The following is a 16,871-nucleotide window of genomic DNA, read 5'->3' as shown; positions in this document are numbered from 1 at the left end:
ATATGGATATGGTCTTTCGCGCGCTGGCGATTTATCTGTTTCTCGTGGTGGTATTTAAAGTGGCAGGGCGACGGGCGCTGCTGCAGATGACCAGCTTTGATCTCATCCTCCTCTTAATTATTAGTGAGGCGACGCAACAGGCGCTTTTGGGGCAGGATTTCTCCGTTACCGGCGCAATGATTACCATTACCACGCTGGTGGTCGTTGACATTATATTTGGCCTGATGAAGAAATATTTTTCTCCGGTGGAGAATATTCTTGATGGGACCCCTGTGATTCTGGTTGAGAATGGCGTTCCATTAGCGGATAAGCTAAAAAAAGTCGACGTATCTTGTGATGATATTCTGGTGTCAGCGCGTCAAAATAATGGCATTACAGAACTTAGCGAAATTAAATATGCCATACTTGAGCGCAATGGACATATTTCAATCATTCCTGTTGAAAAATAAGAGGCGGCAAGATGAGCAATCTTTTACACGACAGTCATTATACCGTGAGTGAACTCACCAAAAAGCTGGCGAGTAAATTAACCGATGCCGGGCTGCGCTTAACCACCGCGGAATCCTGCACGGGAGGAAAGCTCTCGGTGGCGCTGTGTGCAGAGGAAAACACGGCCGATTTTTATGACGTCGGGCTGGTTGTGTTCAGCGATGAGGCCAAATCGCGGATCCTCGGCGTGCGTCAGGAGACGCTGGCGCGCTATACCGCCGTCAGTGAACAGACGGTGACCGAGATGGCCGCCAGCATCCGCGACTTTGCCCAGGCGGATATCAGCATCGCCATCAGCGGCTACGCGGGTCCGGAAGGGGGCGATGACGGCACGGCGGCGGGAACGGTCTGCTTTGCCTGGAATATTTGCGGTGAGACGAAAACCCGCACCGTCCTTTTCTCCGGCGACTGCCAGGATGTGGTGGAAAAAGCGGTGCAATTTTCGCTCGCTGAACTGGTGACAACATTGTCGGACGGCAATAACGGCTAAATTCACGCGGAGGTTCTATGGCGGTCATAGTGATTACCGGCGGGACGGCGGGCGTAGGAAAAGCCACGGCGCTGAAATTTGCAAAGGCAGGTTACGATGTGGGGCTTATCGCCCGCGATGAAGCCAGCCTGCACTCTACCCAGGAAGAGCTGCGCCGCTTCGGCGTTAATGCCCACGCGGTGCAGGCGGACGTCGCCGACAGCCAGGCGGTGGTGGATGCGGCTAACGAGATCGAGTATCGCCTCGGGGCGATTGATGTCTGGGTCAACAATGCGATGGGGGCCGTACTGGCGCCGTTTCGTACCCTGACGCCGGATGAGTTTCGTCGCGTGACTGATGTTACCTATCTCGGATTTGTTAACGGCACCCGCGCCGCGCTGGAGTTGATGGTGCCCCGCGACAGGGGGGTAATTATTCAGGTGGGGTCCGCGCTGGCCTACCGTTCCATCCCTTTGCAGTCGGCTTACTGCGGGGCCAAAGCGGCGATCCGCGGATTCACCGATGCGGTGCGCACGGAGCTGATGCATGAGAACAGCCGGGTTCAGCTTTCCATGGTGCAGATGCCGGGGCTCAATACGCCGCAGTTCGAATGGGCAAGGAATAAGTTCGCCTGGGCGATGCGACCGGTGCCGCCGGTCTTTGAGCCTGAAGTGGCCGCCAGCGCCATCTTTAAGGTTGCGCAGAAACCGGTGCGCGAGCTGTGGGTGGGCAGCAGCACTATCCAGTCCATCGTCGGGCAATTCTTCTTTCCGGGCTACCTTGACCGTCTGATGGTAAAAAAAGCCTGGGAAGGCCAGATGACCGACGATCTAAACGCAGCGGATCGTCGGGACTATCTCGACCAGCCGATTGACGACCTGCACAAAATCCATGGTCGTTTTACCGACGAAGCGAAGAACCGCGCTACGTCCGTCACCTCCGGTATGCCTGGCAAGGTGGCGCTGGGGGCCCTCGCGGTGGCGGGGATTATGCTGACGCGTCTGATAACCCGCCGGAAACGCTAATCAGCGCAGCGCGCTGCGGTGCGTCCAGAACCAGCGGTAGCCGTAGGCGCCAATACTGAGTTCGACGGTTTTGCCGCAAACCAGCGCGTCGTCGTAGCGTTTGTCCGCGAGGCAGGCGGTCCAGGTGGCGTTGCGGATCCCTCTGGCGGTGAACTGCACCTGCTGGTCGCTGAAGTTTACGAAGGTCAGAATGCTGCGCTCGTCGGTCTCGTAATAGATCCCCAGCACCGCGTCATGATTGAGGGTGATGAGGCGAAAGGGCGCCACGGCAATTTCGGGGAACTCCGAGCGGGTATTGGCAATATCAATAATCCGGTGCAGGAGCGAGTTGCGGTGGAGCAGCGAATCGGCGACGTTGATTTTTTGATAGCGGTAGGGCCCGTGGTCGATTATCGGCGCAATAAATTTTTCAGGATCGGCTGCCGAAAACCCGCCGCCCTGTGAACCCGCCCACTGCATTGGGGTGCGGACGGCGTAGCGCTCTTCCAGTTCAAGGTCGTCACCCATGCCGATCTCATCCCCGTAGCGCATCACCGGGACGCCCGGCAGGGAAAAGAGCACCGCGTGGCAAAACGCCAGCCGCTTTGGATCGCCATTCAGCATCGGAGCCAGACGTCGGCGGATCCCACGCTGGTAGACGTTCATCTCCTCGTCAGGGGCGAAGGTGTCGAGCACGAACTGTTTATCTTTCTGGCTAATTCCTTCCAGATCCAGCTCGTCATGGTTGCGCAGCCAGTTGGCAAAACAGCATGAATCTGGCGGGACGATCATCTTCTTCACCGCGTTGCGCAGCGGGCGGGCGCTTTTTCTGGCCAGGCTGACGTAGAAATACTTGTTGAGCCAGAAGTTGAGCACCAGATGCAGGCGGTCGTTATTGCCGAAATAGTCTTTATAAACCTCAACGTCTACGTCCACTTCGCCGAGCAGGATCGCGTCCGGATTACGCTGTTCGATAAGACGGCGCATATGCTCGAGGATCCACAGGCCCTTTTTCTCGTCACCGCTGCCCGCCTGCTTCGTGAGGTGTGATGCGGCATCCAGCCGAAATCCCGACACCCCCAGCTTGAGCCAGAAGAGGATAATATTCTCAATCTCCTTAAGCACGGCGGGCGAGGTCAGGTTCAGGTCCGGCTCGTGGCGGTAGAACATGTGCCGGTAATACTGTCCCGCCTCGTCGTCCCAGCTCCAGACGCTCTTTTCCACGCCGGGGAACATGGGTGGCGTGTCGTCGTCGTCGTTATCCGACCAGATATAGTAATCACGATAGGGCGAGGCGGGGCTGCGGCGGGCCTGCTGGAACCAGGGATGGGCGTCCGAGGTGTGCTGGATCAGCAGCTCAATAATGACCTGCATGCCCAGCTCCCGGGCCTGTTCGATAAAGGCGATGATATCGGCCAGTTTTCCGAAGCGGGGGTCCACCTGCAGATGGTCGCTGACGTCGTAGCCCTCATCGAGAAAGGGCGTGAGGTAAAACGGGGTGATCCAGATAACCGTCGCCCCCATGCGGCGAATATAGCGCAGCTTGGCCGCGATCCCGGCGATGTCCCCGCAGCCATCGCCGTTCATATCGTAAAAAAGCGCGGTATCAATCTGGTAGATAATGGCCCGTGTATGCCAGTCCGTCATAGCGTTCCTCAGTGATAGCCTTCAGTATCCGAAACTTTGCCCCGGAAGACGTAGTAGCTCCAGGCGGTGTACACCAGAATCACAGGAATTATCAGCAGGGTCCCGACCAGCATAAACAGCTGGCTGGCGGGGGGCGCCGCGGCTTCCCACAGGGTGATGCGCGGCGGAATAATGTTTGGCCACAGGCTGATACCCAGGCCGCTAAATCCGAGGAAGATCAGCCCCAGCGTCAGCAGGAAGGGGCGCGAGTGGCTGGCCGGGTTGCGGGTCAGCCGCCAGATCAGCACGCTAAACAGGCCTACCAGCAGGGGAACCGGCAGGAACCAGAAGAAGTTGGGCAGGGTAAACCAACGGTCGGCCACGTACTGCCAGCCGAGCGGCGTCCAGACGCTGACAACCGCGATCACCACCATCAGGGCCAGCAGCACGCGGCGGGTCAGCTCGCGCATGCGATGTTGCAGGGCGCCTTCACTTTTCATGATAAGCCAGGTGGTGCCCAGCAGCGTGTAGGCGACCACCAGGCCGATACCGCAGAAAAGGTTAAAGGGCGTCAGCCAGTCAAGCGGCGAGCCCACAAAGCGTCTGCCCTCTACCTCAAAGCCGTTGATCACCGCCCCCACGACGATCCCCTGGCTGAAGGTGGCGAGCAAAGAGCCACCGGCGAAGGAGTAGTCCCAGAACTTGCGGTGCGAAGGCGTCGCTTTAAAACGAAACTCAAAGGCGACGCCGCGAAAGATGAGGCCGATCAGCATCGCGGTGAGGGGGATAGTAAGCGCATCAATGATCACCGCGTAAGCCAGCGGGAACGCGCCGAACAGCCCCGCGCCGCCAAGCACCAGCCAGGTCTCGTTGCCGTCCCATACGGGCGCTACGCTGTTGACCATCACATCGCGCTCTTTCGCATCGCCCACGAAGTTAAACAGCAGGCCGATGCCCAAATCAAAGCCATCCATAATGATGTACATCAGCGTGGCAAAGACGATGATGGCAAACCAGATAACAGAGATATCGACGCCCATCAGTTTCTCTCCTGTTCCGGAACAGACTCCGCGGCAGACAGTGGACGGGCGGGGGTGCCCGACGTGTTTGACGTCAGTGTATCGACGGGCTGCGGGCCTTTCTTAATCAGCCGGATGAGGTACACATAGCCCACGCCAAACACCGACGAGTAGACAACGAAGAACGCCAGCAGGCTGATGCTCATCTGCAGGGTGCTGTGCAGGGAGACCGCGTCAATCGTGCGCAGATAACCGTAAACCACCCACGGCTGGCGGCCCACTTCGGTGGTCACCCAGCCGGCGAGCAGCGCCACCAGACCCGCGGGCCCCATGCAAAGGGCAAACCACTGGAACGGACGCGAGTGGTAGAGCCGGTGGCGATAGCGTAGCCAGAGGCTGACCAGACCGAGGGTAATCATCAGCAGGCCCATTCCGACCATGATGCGAAACGACCAGAAGACGATGGTCGAGTTTGGGCGATCCTCTTTCGGGAAGTCCTTCAGCGCCGGGACCTGCTTATCGAGGCTGTGCGTCAGGATAAGGCTGCCGAGCGCGGGGATTTCAAGACCGTATTTGGTGCGCTCCTCGTCCATATCGGGCAGGCCAAACAGCAGCAGCGGCGTGGCCTCGCCGGGCGGATTTTCCCAGTGCCCCTCTATGGCGGCAATTTTGGCTGGCTGATGCTCAAGCGTGTTCAGGCCGTGCATATCGCCCACGACGGCCTGAATGGGGGCAACCAGCAGCGCCATCCACATCGCCATGGAGAACATGGTGCGTATGGCAGGGGTATCGTTACCGCGCAGCAGGTGCCATGCGCCCGACGCGCCGACAAACAGCGCGCTGCTCAGAAATGCGGCGATGGCCATATGAATCAGGCGGTAAGGGAAGGAGGGGTTAAAGATAATCGCCAGCCAGTCCTGCGGAATGACCTGCCCGTTCTCGATAGTAAAACCCTGCGGGGTGTGCATCCAGCTGTTTGAGGCGAGGATCCAGAAGGTCGACATCAGCGTGCCGAGCGCCACCATGCAGGTTGAAAAGAAGTGCAGCCCAGGGCCGACCTTGTTCCAGCCGAACATCATTACGCCAAGAAAGCCGGCTTCCAGGAAGAAGGCGGTTAACACCTCGTAGGTCAGCAGGGGACCGGTAATACTGCCTGCGAACTGGGAGAACCCGCTCCAGTTGGTGCCGAACTGATACGCCATGACCAGCCCGGAAACGACACCCATCCCGAAGTTAACGGCAAATATCTTGAGCCAGAAGTGGTACAGCGAGCGCCAGACGTCGTTTTTGGTGCGCAGCCACATGCCTTCTAGCACGACCAGATAGCTGGCAAGACCGATGGTGATCGCCGGGAAAAGAATGTGAAACGAGACGGTAAAAGCGAACTGAATTCTGGCGAGATGAAATGCATCGAGTTCGAACATGGTCCGTACCTCTGAAGCGATGGGGCACGAGAATTGCCGGGCAGGTCAGGATGCCCGGCAAAACCGATTACGGTTTACTCTTTCCGGCACCCAGCTCGGCACCGGTCAGCGGGTCGGAATGGGGATCGGACTTGGTGCGGGCAGACATCGCCTTAACCAGGGTTGCCTGTTCAGCTGTGAGCGTCACGCTGGCGCTACCGTCTCCGCCATCAACCGCAGGCTGTGGGGACTCAACGTAATCAAAGTGCTTATCGCTGTTCCAGCTTCCGCGAACCTCTCCACCTTCAGACATATTGTAGTACTTGTTGGTGAATTCCTCGATTGGCGGCAGTTTTCCCGGCGGGAAATTATTACGAATGGACTGCAGCGCCTTCTCAAAGGAGAGCTGATGCGCCGCCTCACGCGTCATCAGAAACGCCAGCGCATCCTTCACTCCGGGATCGTCAGTGACGTTAATCAGCCGTTCATAAATGATTTTCGCCCTGGCCTCTGCCGCCACGTTCGAGCGCAGATCCGCCGTCGGCTCGCCGATGGTATCGACGTAGGCTGCCGTCCAGGGCACGCCCGCCGAGTTAGTGAGCGGGGTACCGCCGCCGTAGAGGAGGGAGGTGATGTGACTGTCGTTACCGTTTTCGGTCATGGACCGATACAGTTCAGCCTCATTTTCCACCCCTTCCGCCAGCGCGCCTTTGGCACCTTTGTTCAGCATACCAACCAGCGTACCGATGATTTCGAGGTGGCTTAGCTCCTCGGTGGCGATATCCATCAGCATATCCTTGCGGCCCGGATCGTCATCGCTCAGGCCCTGAGTGAAGTAACGGCAGGCGGCAGCCAGTTCGCCCTGCGGCCCACCAAACTGTTCCAGTAAAAGGTTAGCGAGACCGGGGTTGGGTTCGGCGACGCGAACCGTATATTGCAGCTGTTTGACGTGTCGAAACATAGGCACTCTCCTGTGGATTATTTTTTCGCTTCGACACCGTCTGCGTCTGAACGCAGCAGGAACTGTTCCGTCGTTTGCGGGATATGGCGAATCAGCCAGTCGGCCATTTCGCGCTCTTCTGCGAGGATCGTCTCAATGGCAGGCACAGAGGCGGTATCGCCCGCTTTTTTCGCCGCAGCGAGCAGGGAGGTGTAGCAGGCGATTTCAAACTGTTCGAAGACATAGCCGCTGATCGAGCCCTTAACGATCTCATCGGACGGGAACATACCGCCGATGGATTGACCCAGGGCCGCCATTTTGCTCATCGAGTCTTTTAAGACCGAACGAGAAATATCATTACGGTCGAGAATTTCCTCCAGCAATGTAATTTGCCGTTTTGTCTCATGAATATGTTGCTCAATTCTGGCGCGAACATCAGGATAATTATCAATACGGCTGGCCATGGATTCCAGCATTGATTCGGCTTGCTTTTCCATCGCATGGGCATCGCGTAGCCAGTCATGGTAGTGTTCTACGTGATTCATCATTGTATCCTCATTAAGGGTTCGCTTATTTGGTCTCACTTTCAGCTGCCTGATCGGCACGTGCGGCACTATAGCCAGATAAGTGGCCGACAATATTGGCGTAAATGCTGATGATAATGACCCATAGTACGCTATTCTTCCACCATATTACGGAAGGGATAGCGAGAATGAACCATATTATTGCTGCCGCTAAATGGCACCGTTTAATTGTCCTGGGACTGATGCTCATTTTATTTAACCTGTCTTATCGCGTCATTTCTGCGCTTTTTGGTTAATATTGCCAACGGCCAGGTCGGTGAGTTTAAGGTCGGTCTCTTTCTCTTCTTCCAGCGTTTCGGCAAGAAGTTTAACGGCTTTTTTGTAGCCCAGTTGTTCTGCGAGGGTCGCAAGAGTACCGTAGCTGGCTATTTCGTAATGCTCCACTTTTTGCGCAGCGGCAATTAATGCAGCATCACGCACTTCATTTTTTTCCGTACTTTCGATAACTTCGTTGGCTTCTTCAATTAAGCCCTCCATTGCCACGCACTTCATGCGCTTGAGCTTAATACCGTCTTCCTGTTCGACGATCTGGTCAATACGTTCAATCTGGCCCTGCGTCTCCTCCAGGTGCGCGGTGAAGGCGGCGCTCAGCTTCTCGCTGGAGGCGGCGCGAGCGAGTTTGCTTAACGCTCGGGTAAGTTGTTTTTCAGCGCTGTAGGTATCGGACAGAAGATGAATAAATACATCCTCAACACTTTTCATATTCATATTAATTACGCTCCGGTAAAATAAGGAAAGGGTACTGCGAGCTTTTCAGCCCGCAGCATGCTCTCAGGTTTTATTAAAAGAGTACTAAATAAGATCAGGAATTATCAGATTTACGGCCTCCGCCGTGACTGTTCTGTCCCCCTTTCTTACCCGCTTCAGATGCGCGTTGCGGATCGTTTTTGAAATTACCACCGCTGTGCTGGCCGCCTTTACGTCCAGCTTCTGATGCTTTTTCACGGTCTTCAGCGAAATTACCGGAACCACCACGATGCTCTGCCATATTAAACCTCATAGTCATATATTGGTTATGTCAGTACGATACGAAAATATTCCGTATCACTCGTCGTTCGAGTAATAACTCTAGTCGCTGTGAGGCATACGTCAAATTCGTTTCGCCATTAGCGGTTGCGTTATATTTAATTATTGCTGCGTTTGCGCTTCGCTTGGTTTGGAAATATGGAAGTGTGGGAAGGACTTGTAAACAAATGTTCAGATTAGTCCTAAGTTTCATTTAAAAATCGGAAGGTTGAGGCCAATAATAATGGCGTAGCAAAAACGAATAATTTGCAAGCGGTGATTTGGGGAAAATTACCCCTTTGGGGCTAGAAAAAATAGCCGCTACGAATCATAAGGAAAATCCTGGAAAAAGATGACGAGGCGCCTGACAGGGGGCGGTAGCACACGGTTTAACCACTGGCGTCTTAAGATCACAAATCGGAAATTCTTCTCCCCGGAAGGAACGGCCTTCTCTACACTCCAGGTAATATTCACTGGAGGCATGACATCATGGCGAACACCATCACGGCTGATGATATTCGGGAACATTTTTCGCAGGCTATGTCGGCGATGTACCAGCAGGAAGTTCCGCAGTACGGCACCTTGCTTGAGCTGGTCGCGGACGTAAACCTGGCGGTTCTGGAAAATAATCCACTATTACATGAACAACTGGCGAACGCCGACGAGCTGGCGCGCCTGAACGTGGAGCGTCACGGGGCGATCCGCGTCGGTACGGCACAAGAGCTTTCCACCCTGCGTCGTATGTTTGCCATCATGGGCATGTTCCCGGTCAGCTATTACGATCTTTCTCAGGCGGGGGTACCGGTCCACTCAACGGCGTTTCGTCCGGTTGACGATGCGGCGCTGTGCCGCAATCCGTTTCGTATCTTTACCTCACTGCTGCGCCTTGAGCTGATTGAAAACGTGGCGTTACGCGAGCGGGCGGCAGAAATTCTCTCTCAGCGGAACATCTTTACGCCGCGCTGTCTGGAACTTATTGACCTCCATGAGTCGGAAGGGCACTTTACCGAAGCGCAGGCGCACGAGTTTGTGCAGGAAGCGTTAGAAACCTTCCGCTGGCACCGTCATGCAACGGTCGACCAGGAGACCTACCTGGCGTTGAGTAACGAGCACCGCCTGATAGCTGACGTGGTCTGCTTCCCGGGGTGCCATATCAACCACCTCACGCCGCGCACGCTGGACATTGACCGGGTGCAGGAGCTAATGCCGAAGTACGGGATTGAGCCCAAAATTCTGATCGAAGGGCCGCCGCGTCGTGAAGTGCCGATCCTGCTGCGTCAGACCAGCTTTAAAGCCCTCGAAGAGCCGGTGCTTTTCGCCGGGGAACATAAAGGCACCCACACCGCGCGCTTCGGTGAAATTGAACAGCGCGGCGTGGCTCTGACCCCGAAAGGCCGTGAACTGTACGATAGCCTGCTGGCCCAGGCCGGAACCGGAAAAGATAACCTCACGCACCAGCTGCATTTGCGGGAGATTTTCAGCGCCTTCCCGGACAGCGAAATGTTCCTGCGCCGTCAGGAGCTGGCGTATTTTCGCTATCGCCTGACCCCGGCGGGAGAGGCCCATCGTCACGCGTTTCGTCCGGGGGATGACCCGCAGCCGCTGATTGAGCGCGGGTGGGTGGTGGCCCAGCCGATAATTTACGAAGATTTCCTTCCGGTCAGCGCGGCGGGGATTTTCCAGTCCAATCTCGGGAATGAAACCCAGGCGCGCAGCCACGGCAATGCCAGCCGCAATGCGTTTGAAGCCGCGCTCGGCTGCCCGGTGTATGACGAATTTACGCTCTACGAGGAGGCGGAAACGCGCAGCAAACAGCGTTGCGGTTTGCTCTGAAATCGTTACTCTTCAGGGGTGTGATGGAAAAAATAAGGTCGTTATGCAAAATCCTTCCGCCCCTGTGGTTGAAACGCGCCAGGGCGCACTGTCTGGTTTAACCGATGAAAACGTTCACCTCTGGCGCGGTATTCCTTATGCCGCACCGCCCGTTGGCGACTGGCGCTGGCGCTCACCCCGGCCGCCGGAACGCTGGGATGGCGTGCGTGCAGCTACCGACTTTTCGCCCTCAAGCTGGCAAAGCAGTGAATATTGTCAGGAGCTGGGCGGGGGCGATCCCGGCCAGTTTTCTGAAGACTGCCTCTATCTGAACGTCTGGTCCCCTATCGACCGTACCGGGCCGCTGCCGGTCATGGTCTGGCTGCACGGAGGCGGGTTTACGATCGGCGCCGGAAGCCTGCCGCCGTATAACGGCAAAGCCCTGGCATCCCGCGGGGTGGTTGTCGTCACGATTAACTACCGTCTCGGCCATCTCGGCTTCTTCGCCCATCCCGCTCTGGAAGGTGAAGAGGAGCGGGTGGTGCATAATTTTGCCCTGCTGGACCAGATCGCCGCGCTCGAATGGGTGCGGGATAATATTGCCGCGTTTGGTGGCGACCCGAGTAACGTGACCCTGTTTGGTGAATCCGCCGGCGCGCGCAGCGTGCTGTCTCTGCTGGCCTCGCCGCTGGCGAAAGGACTATTCCATAAGGCGATAGTGCAAAGCGGGTACACTTTGCCGGATACGCCACGCGCGCAGGCCCTGCACAAAGGGGAAGCGCTGGCCGCCCACTTAGGGCTGAAAAATGCGACGGCAGAGCAGCTGCGCGCGATCCCGCCCGAGGCGTTCTGGCCGCTGACCGCGCCGCTGAACGTCGCCCCGGCCCCTATCGTTGGGGATTGCGTTCTGCCGGAGGCGATGCTGGACGTCTTTTTAGCCGCCCGCCAGCATCCCGTGCCGGTGATGATTGGCTCCAACAGCGATGAAGCCAGCGTGATGGCGGTGTTTGGTGTCGATCTCGCCGGGCAGATCCAGAAGCTTCGCCGGGAGCGCCGCTTCGGGCTGGGGCTCATCAAGCTGCTTTATCCGGGCGTGAAGGGCGACGAGGAGCTCGGCAGGCAGGTGTGCCGCGACATGGCCTTCACCACCATGGGCTACGTGGTGATGCAGGCCCAGCAGCGCGTCGGCGGGCTTTGCTGGCGCTACTGGTTTGACTATGTGGCCGAAGCGGAACACGCCACCTATATCAACGGTGCCTGGCACGGCAATGAGGTGCCGTATGCGTTCGATACCCTCGGGCAGGTGGAGCCTTCGCGCCAGTACGTTAACGAACGGGATCTGGCGTTTGCCGCCCAGGTGGCTGATTACTGGGTGAGCTTTGCGCGCGATGCCGGAACGCATGACAGCCTTCACGGGCCGACGCGCTGGCCCGCCTGCCGCAAAGGGCGGGACGTGCTGTTACGTATTGGTGTGAATAAACATGCAGGTTTCAGGCTTGAAAACCGCTTTATGCGCGCCCGCATGAGCCTCTTCAAGCGCGTAATGAAGCACCACGTCAGCCTCGATTAAGCAAACAGGCGCGAAACGCCGCCAGACCATTCTCCTGACAAGGCGTTTCGCGCAGCACCAGCCGGTAGCTCGCGCCGGTTTTAATGCTGGTCTCATAGGGCCGCATTAGCCTTCCGGCGCGGACATCTTCTGCCACCAGCGTTTCGTCGGCAATGGCTACGCCCAGCCCCTGAATGGCGGCGGTGATGGCGAGATCCATCGTATCGAAGTGTTGATTTTTGTGCATAGCAAAGCCCGGACCTTCCTGATTCGCCAGCCACAGTGACCAGTCTGTCTTATCCCTTGTCGGATGAAGAAACGTCAGCGAAGCCAGCGCGGCACCCGCTCGCACGGGACTAAACACCGGCGTCAGCGCCTCTTCGAACAGCAGATCGCCTGCGCTCATGTGCGTGCCGAAGACGATGGCGGCATCGTAAGATTCGGTTTTGAAATTGACGTTATGATCGGTCGTGGTGGTGAGCGCGATCTGCAGATCCGGCTGCTCGCGCTCCACTTCCAGCAGGCGCGGCACCAGCCAGCGCATCGCGCAGGTGGGGGCCTTGAGGCGGATCACCGTGTGCTGGCTGCGGGCCTGGTCGGCCACGCTCAGCAGCTGTTCGAAGGAGGACTGCAGTTCGGGAAGCAGGGCGCTGCCCTGCGGGGAGAGGCGCAACCCGCGCGCGTGGCGCTCAAACAGCGGAAAGCCAAACCAGGCTTCAAGGGAGGCAATCTTACGGCTCACGGCCCCCTGCGTCAGGCAGAGTTCCGCGGCGGCGTGGGTAAGATTCAGGTGCCGCGCGGTGACTAAAAATGCGTCGATGGCATTGAGCGGGAGCGAACGGCGTGACATTGAAACACCTCAGCTATGCATTTTTCTCATGGCTATTATGACAACAATTCGATTGTCCCGGCAACGAAGTTGTTGTTTGAATAGTTATGCAATATCCATGAGAAGGGAAAGAGGATGACTTTACGAACGCCGGTGCAAACGCGCTCCAAGCTGCCAGACGTGGGGACCACCATTTTTACCGTTATCGGCCAGCTTTCGGCCCAGCATAACGCCATCAACCTTTCTCAGGGGGCACCGAATTTTTCCTGCGACCCGAAGCTGATCGCCGGCGTTACCCGCGCGATGGAGGCAGGGCATAACCAGTATGCATCGATGACCGGCCTGCAGCCGCTCAAAGAACGCATCGCCGATAAGATTGCCGCGCTCTACGGCACGCAGTATCACCCTGCCAGCGAGGTGCTGGTCACCGCCAGCGCCAGCGAAGGGCTCTATTCGGCGATAAGCGGGCTTGTGCACCCTGGCGATGAGGTGATCTACTTTGAGCCGTCGTTTGACAGCTACGCGCCGATTGTTCGTCTGCAGGGGGCAACGCCTGTCGCCATCAAGCTCACGGTGCCGGATTTTGCCGTCAACTGGGATGAGGTCCGTGCGGCAATCACCCCGCGCACGCGCATGATCATCATCAATACGCCGCACAACCCGAGCGGCCAGGTCTTCTCTGCTAATGACCTGCAGCAGCTGGCGGCGCTAACGCGCAATACCGACATCATTATTTTGTCTGACGAAGTGTACGAACACGTCGTGTTTGATGGGGAACCGCACCACGGGATGGCCACGCACCCGCAGCTGGCGGAGCGTAGCGTGATTATTTCTTCTTTCGGAAAAACCTATCACGTCACCGGCTGGCGCGTGGGTTATTGTGTGGCACCCGCAGAGGTGATGGACGAGATATGTAAAGTCCATCAATTTTTGATGTTCTCTGCCGATACGCCAATGCAATACGCGTTTGCAGAACACATGACCGATCCGCAAACCTGGCTGTCGCTGTCGGCGTTTTACCAGCGTAAGCGCGATCTGCTGCACGGCCTGCTGGCCGATTCGCCGTTTACCCTGCTGCCGAGCGCCGGGTCGTTCTTTATGCTGGCGGACTACAGCCAGTTCAGCGACGAGCGCGACAGCGAGCTGGTGAAGCGGCTGATTGTTGAGTACGGTGTTGCCACCATTCCGCTGTCGGCGTTTTATGCCGACGGCACGGATAATAAATTGATTCGCCTCTCTTTTGCGAAAGATGAGGCGACGTTACGGGCAGGTGCTCAAGCCCTGTGTCAGGTTAAACCACGCTGAGCCTATCCCATTAGGCTATTTTATTCGCCATTTTGGCACCGGGCAGTGCTCGAAATCCTCACGTACTACATGTACGTTCCGGTTTCTGTGCGCTGTCCGGTACCAAACTGTCTTCAACAATTACGCCTACTGGGATAGGCTCTGAGGAGTATGAGATGAAATTACGCGCGTTAGTTGTCGGCATGGGATTGCTGTGTACCTTTTCCTCCTTCGCGGCCACCGAGCTGCGCTACGGTCTGGAAGCGGAATACCCGCCGTTTGAGAGCCGCAACGCGGCAGGCGAACTGGAAGGGTTTGACGTTGAGCTGGGAAATGCCATCTGCAAAGCGGCAGCGCTGAAGTGCAGCTGGGTGGAAACCTCGTTTGACGCGCTGATCCCGGGGCTGGTGGCGAAGAAGTTTGACGCCATCAATTCGGCGATGAACATTACCGAGCAGCGCCGCAAGAGCATCGATTTTACCCAGCCGATCTACCGCATTCCGTCTCAGCTGGTCGGCAAGGCCGGTACGGCGGTCGAAGCAACGCCTGAAGGGCTGAAGGGGAAAACCATCGGCGTGCTGCAGGGGTCGATTCAGGAAACCTATGCCAAAGAGCACTGGGAAAAGCAGGGTGTCACCGTGGTGTCGTATAAAGATCAGAATATGGCCTGGGGCGACCTGCTGAATGGCCGCATTGATGCCTCGCTGGTCATGTCCGCGGCCGGGCAGGCGGGTTTCCTCAGCAAGCCGCAGGGAAAAGGGTTTGGCTTCATCGGCAAACCGGTGTCTGACGACACTATCCTCGGCAGTGGGATCGGCTTTGGGTTGCGCAAAGGTGACGAGGCCACCAAAAAGCAGCTTGATGCCGCCATTGATAAAGTACGTGCCGACGGCACGATCGCCAAACTCGCTGATAAGTACTTCCCGGGTATCGATGTCAGCGTAAAATAACCGCCTCATTGGCCCCGTCAGCTGATGTCCTGACGGGGCATTTTTCTACACATTTTCCAGGCTTTCTTTACACCACTTTCGGGCCGTTCTGGTCGACAGAAAATATTTCTCACTTTGTTCAGATAATCACCGGCCAACAATTGGATTCTTAACCATTTTTGTTTAGGCTGTGCGTTCTTTCTTGCCGTCATTTCGCCGAGCGCGAAACACATTCACACGACCATAAGGACGTTTTTCCAGGCATGAATCGCAGACGTTTTCTAAAAGGCTCGCTGGCTGTGGCAGCCCTGAGCGGCACCTCCGGCCTTGCTTCCCTGTTTTCCAAAGCGGCATATGCGGCTGACTCTGACATCGCTGACGGTCAGAGCCGTCGGTTTGACTTCTCCGTACTGCAATCCATGGCGCATGACCTGGCGAAAACCCCGTGGGGTGGCGCGCCGCGTCCGCTGCCGGAGACGCTGGCGACCATGACGCCGCAGGCGTATAACGCCATCCGTTACGATGAAAAACAGTCTCTGTGGAACAATATTGAAGGGCGTCAGCTGGACGTGCAGTTCTTCCATATGGGAATGGGGTTCCGCCGCCGTGTGCGGATGTTCTCGCTGGACCAGTCTACCTCTATGGCGCGCGAGATCCACTTCCGTCCTGAGCTGTTCAGCTACGGTGAAACGGGCGTGGATACCAAACAGCTGGAAGGGCAAAGCGATCTCGGCTTTGCGGGCTTCCGCGCGTTTAAGGCGCCGGAGCTGGCGCGTCGCGATATCGTCTCTTTCCTCGGGGCCAGCTATTTCCGCGCGGTGGACGACACCTACCAGTACGGCCTTTCCGCCCGCGGTCTGGCGGTAGACACCTTTACCGACACGCCGGAAGAGTTCCCGGACTTTACCGCCTTCTGGTTTGAAACCGTCAAGCCTGGTGATACCACCTTTACCGTCTATACGCTGCTGGACAGCCCGAGCGTCACCGGTGCCTATAAATTCGTGATCCACTGCGAGAAGAGCCAGGTGATCATGGAGGTGGAAAACCATCTCTACGCGCGTAAGGACATTAAGCAGCTGGGCATCGCGCCGATGACCAGCATGTTCAGCTGCGGCAACAACGAACGCCGCATGTGCGACACCATTCACCCGCAAATCCACGACTCCGACCGCCTGGCAATGTGGCGCGGCAACGGGGAGTGGATCTGCCGTCCGCTCAATAACCCGCAGAAGCTGCAGTTTAATGCCTATCTGGACAAAAACCCGAAAGGGTTCGGCCTGCTGCAGCTCGATCGCGATTTCTCCCACTATCAGGACGTGATGGGCTGGTATAACAAGCGCCCGAGCCTGTGGGTTGAGCCGCGCAACGACTGGGGGAAAGGATCTATCGCGCTGATGGAGATCCCAACCACCGGTGAAACGCTGGATAACGTGGTCTGCTTCTGGCAGCCGGAAAAACCGGTGAAAGCGGGCGACGAGCTGGACTTTAAATATCGTCTCTACTGGAGCGCGCAGCCGCCGGTGCGTTCCCCGCTGGCCAACGTTTACGCGACCCGTACCGGCATGGGCGGCTTCCCGGAGGGCTGGGCGCCGGGCGAACACTATCCGAAAGTGTGGGCCCGTCGCTTTGCTATCGACTTCGTCGGCGGCGACCTGAAGGCCGCTGCGCCAAAAGGCATTGAGCCGGTGATTACGCTCTCCAGCGGTGAAGCGAAGCAGGTTGAGATCCTTTACGTTGAGCCGTTTGACGGGTATCGCATTCTGTTTGACTGGTACCCAACGTCGGATTCGACGGAGCCGGTGGATATGCGCCTGTTCCTGCGCTGCCAGGGCGATGCCATCAGCGAAACCTGGCTGTATCAGTATTTCCCGCCAGCGCCGGATAAACGTCATTACGTTGATGACCGGGTAATGCGTTAACGATCGATTC

General features: G+C 57.2%; 17 protein-coding genes. 8 read left to right on the top strand and 9 right to left on the bottom strand.

Going from position 1 to position 16,871, the window contains the following annotated elements:
- Positions 1–2 precede the first annotated feature (2 nt).
- The 3 genes from APT89_RS04970 to APT89_RS04960 are packed head-to-tail and all read left to right on the top strand — an operon-like array spanning position 3 to position 1,983.
- Positions 3–449, top strand: a complete 447-nt coding sequence (locus tag APT89_RS04970; RefSeq protein ID WP_028013100.1) for a DUF421 domain-containing protein — start codon at positions 3–5, stop codon at positions 447–449.
- Between the two features lie 11 nt (positions 450–460).
- The gene (locus APT89_RS04965) at positions 461–979 is read left to right on the top strand and encodes a 2-oxo-tetronate isomerase (RefSeq protein ID WP_060571857.1); all 519 of its coding nucleotides are present in this window, start codon (positions 461–463) and stop codon (positions 977–979) included.
- 17 nt (positions 980–996) lie between these two features.
- On the top strand, positions 997–1,983 hold the full coding sequence (locus APT89_RS04960; RefSeq protein WP_028013102.1) for an SDR family oxidoreductase: 987 nt from the start codon (positions 997–999) through the stop codon (positions 1,981–1,983).
- On the opposite strand, the gene APT89_RS04955 is transcribed toward APT89_RS04960, so the two are convergent.
- From APT89_RS04955 to APT89_RS04920, 8 genes are all read right to left on the bottom strand, one after another.
- Entirely contained in the window at positions 1,984–3,609 is a 1,626-nt protein-coding gene (locus APT89_RS04955; RefSeq protein WP_060571856.1) for an alpha-amylase family protein, read from the bottom strand.
- An 8-nt stretch (positions 3,610–3,617) separates the two neighbouring features.
- Positions 3,618–4,628, bottom strand: a complete 1,011-nt coding sequence (gene cydB / locus APT89_RS04950) for a cytochrome d ubiquinol oxidase subunit II (protein ID WP_060571855.1) — start codon at positions 4,626–4,628, stop codon at positions 3,618–3,620.
- Complete coding sequence (locus APT89_RS04945; RefSeq protein ID WP_028013105.1) at positions 4,628–6,031, bottom strand: cytochrome ubiquinol oxidase subunit I; 1,404 nt, start codon at positions 6,029–6,031, stop codon at positions 4,628–4,630. Before APT89_RS04945 ends, cydB begins: the two co-directional genes overlap by 1 nt.
- A 67-nt stretch (positions 6,032–6,098) precedes the next feature.
- Positions 6,099–6,971: a manganese catalase family protein gene (locus APT89_RS04940; protein ID WP_028013106.1), complete on the bottom strand. Its 873-nt coding sequence runs from the start codon at positions 6,969–6,971 to the stop codon at positions 6,099–6,101.
- 17 nt (positions 6,972–6,988) lie between these two features.
- Complete coding sequence (locus tag APT89_RS04935) at positions 6,989–7,495, bottom strand: ferritin-like domain-containing protein (protein ID WP_041910054.1); 507 nt, start codon at positions 7,493–7,495, stop codon at positions 6,989–6,991.
- Between the two features lie 25 nt (positions 7,496–7,520).
- Entirely contained in the window at positions 7,521–7,724 is a 204-nt protein-coding gene (locus APT89_RS04930; protein ID WP_008502273.1) for a hypothetical protein, read from the bottom strand.
- Between the two features lie 23 nt (positions 7,725–7,747).
- Positions 7,748–8,242 carry a YciE/YciF ferroxidase family protein gene (locus APT89_RS04925; protein ID WP_008502272.1) on the bottom strand — a complete coding sequence of 165 codons (495 nt, stop codon included), beginning with the start codon at positions 8,240–8,242 and terminating at the stop codon, positions 7,748–7,750.
- A gap of 94 nt (positions 8,243–8,336) precedes the next feature.
- A complete protein-coding gene (locus APT89_RS04920) occupies positions 8,337–8,522 on the bottom strand; it encodes a general stress protein (protein WP_004150795.1) in 186 nt (61 codons plus the stop codon).
- Between the two features lie 506 nt (positions 8,523–9,028).
- On the opposite strand from APT89_RS04920, the gene hglS reads away from it, so the two are divergent.
- A complete protein-coding gene (gene hglS, locus APT89_RS04915; protein ID WP_028013108.1) occupies positions 9,029–10,372 on the top strand; it encodes a 2-oxoadipate dioxygenase/decarboxylase HglS in 1,344 nt (447 codons plus the stop codon).
- 43 nt (positions 10,373–10,415) lie between these two features.
- Positions 10,416–11,921, top strand: coding sequence for a carboxylesterase/lipase family protein (locus APT89_RS04910; RefSeq protein WP_060571854.1), 1,506 nt, complete (start codon positions 10,416–10,418; stop codon positions 11,919–11,921).
- Here APT89_RS04910 and APT89_RS04905 read toward each other — a convergent pair.
- Complete coding sequence (locus tag APT89_RS04905; RefSeq protein ID WP_045630396.1) at positions 11,908–12,750, bottom strand: LysR family transcriptional regulator; 843 nt, start codon at positions 12,748–12,750, stop codon at positions 11,908–11,910. The two genes, APT89_RS04910 and APT89_RS04905, sit on opposite strands and share 14 nt — an antisense overlap.
- A gap of 114 nt (positions 12,751–12,864) precedes the next feature.
- On the opposite strand from APT89_RS04905, the gene APT89_RS04900 reads away from it, so the two are divergent.
- From APT89_RS04900 to APT89_RS04890, 3 genes are all read left to right on the top strand, one after another.
- Positions 12,865–14,034 carry a pyridoxal phosphate-dependent aminotransferase gene (locus tag APT89_RS04900; protein ID WP_060571853.1) on the top strand — a complete coding sequence of 390 codons (1,170 nt, stop codon included), beginning with the start codon at positions 12,865–12,867 and terminating at the stop codon, positions 14,032–14,034.
- Positions 14,035–14,189: 155 nt separating this feature from the next.
- Positions 14,190–14,963 (top strand): transporter substrate-binding domain-containing protein, encoded by a 774-nt coding sequence (locus APT89_RS04895; protein WP_025756391.1) that lies wholly within the window; start codon positions 14,190–14,192, stop codon positions 14,961–14,963.
- Between the two features lie 242 nt (positions 14,964–15,205).
- Positions 15,206–16,861: a glucan biosynthesis protein D gene (locus APT89_RS04890; protein ID WP_041910042.1), complete on the top strand. Its 1,656-nt coding sequence runs from the start codon at positions 15,206–15,208 to the stop codon at positions 16,859–16,861.
- Positions 16,862–16,871: the final 10 nt, after the last annotated feature.

Source organism: Enterobacter sp. 50588862 (assembly GCF_001462935.1).
Taxonomy (GTDB): Bacteria; Pseudomonadota; Gammaproteobacteria; order Enterobacterales; family Enterobacteriaceae; genus Enterobacter; species Enterobacter bugandensis.
The sequence above is the reverse complement of the archived record's forward strand: the minus strand, read 5'-3'. Positions and strand labels throughout refer to the sequence as shown.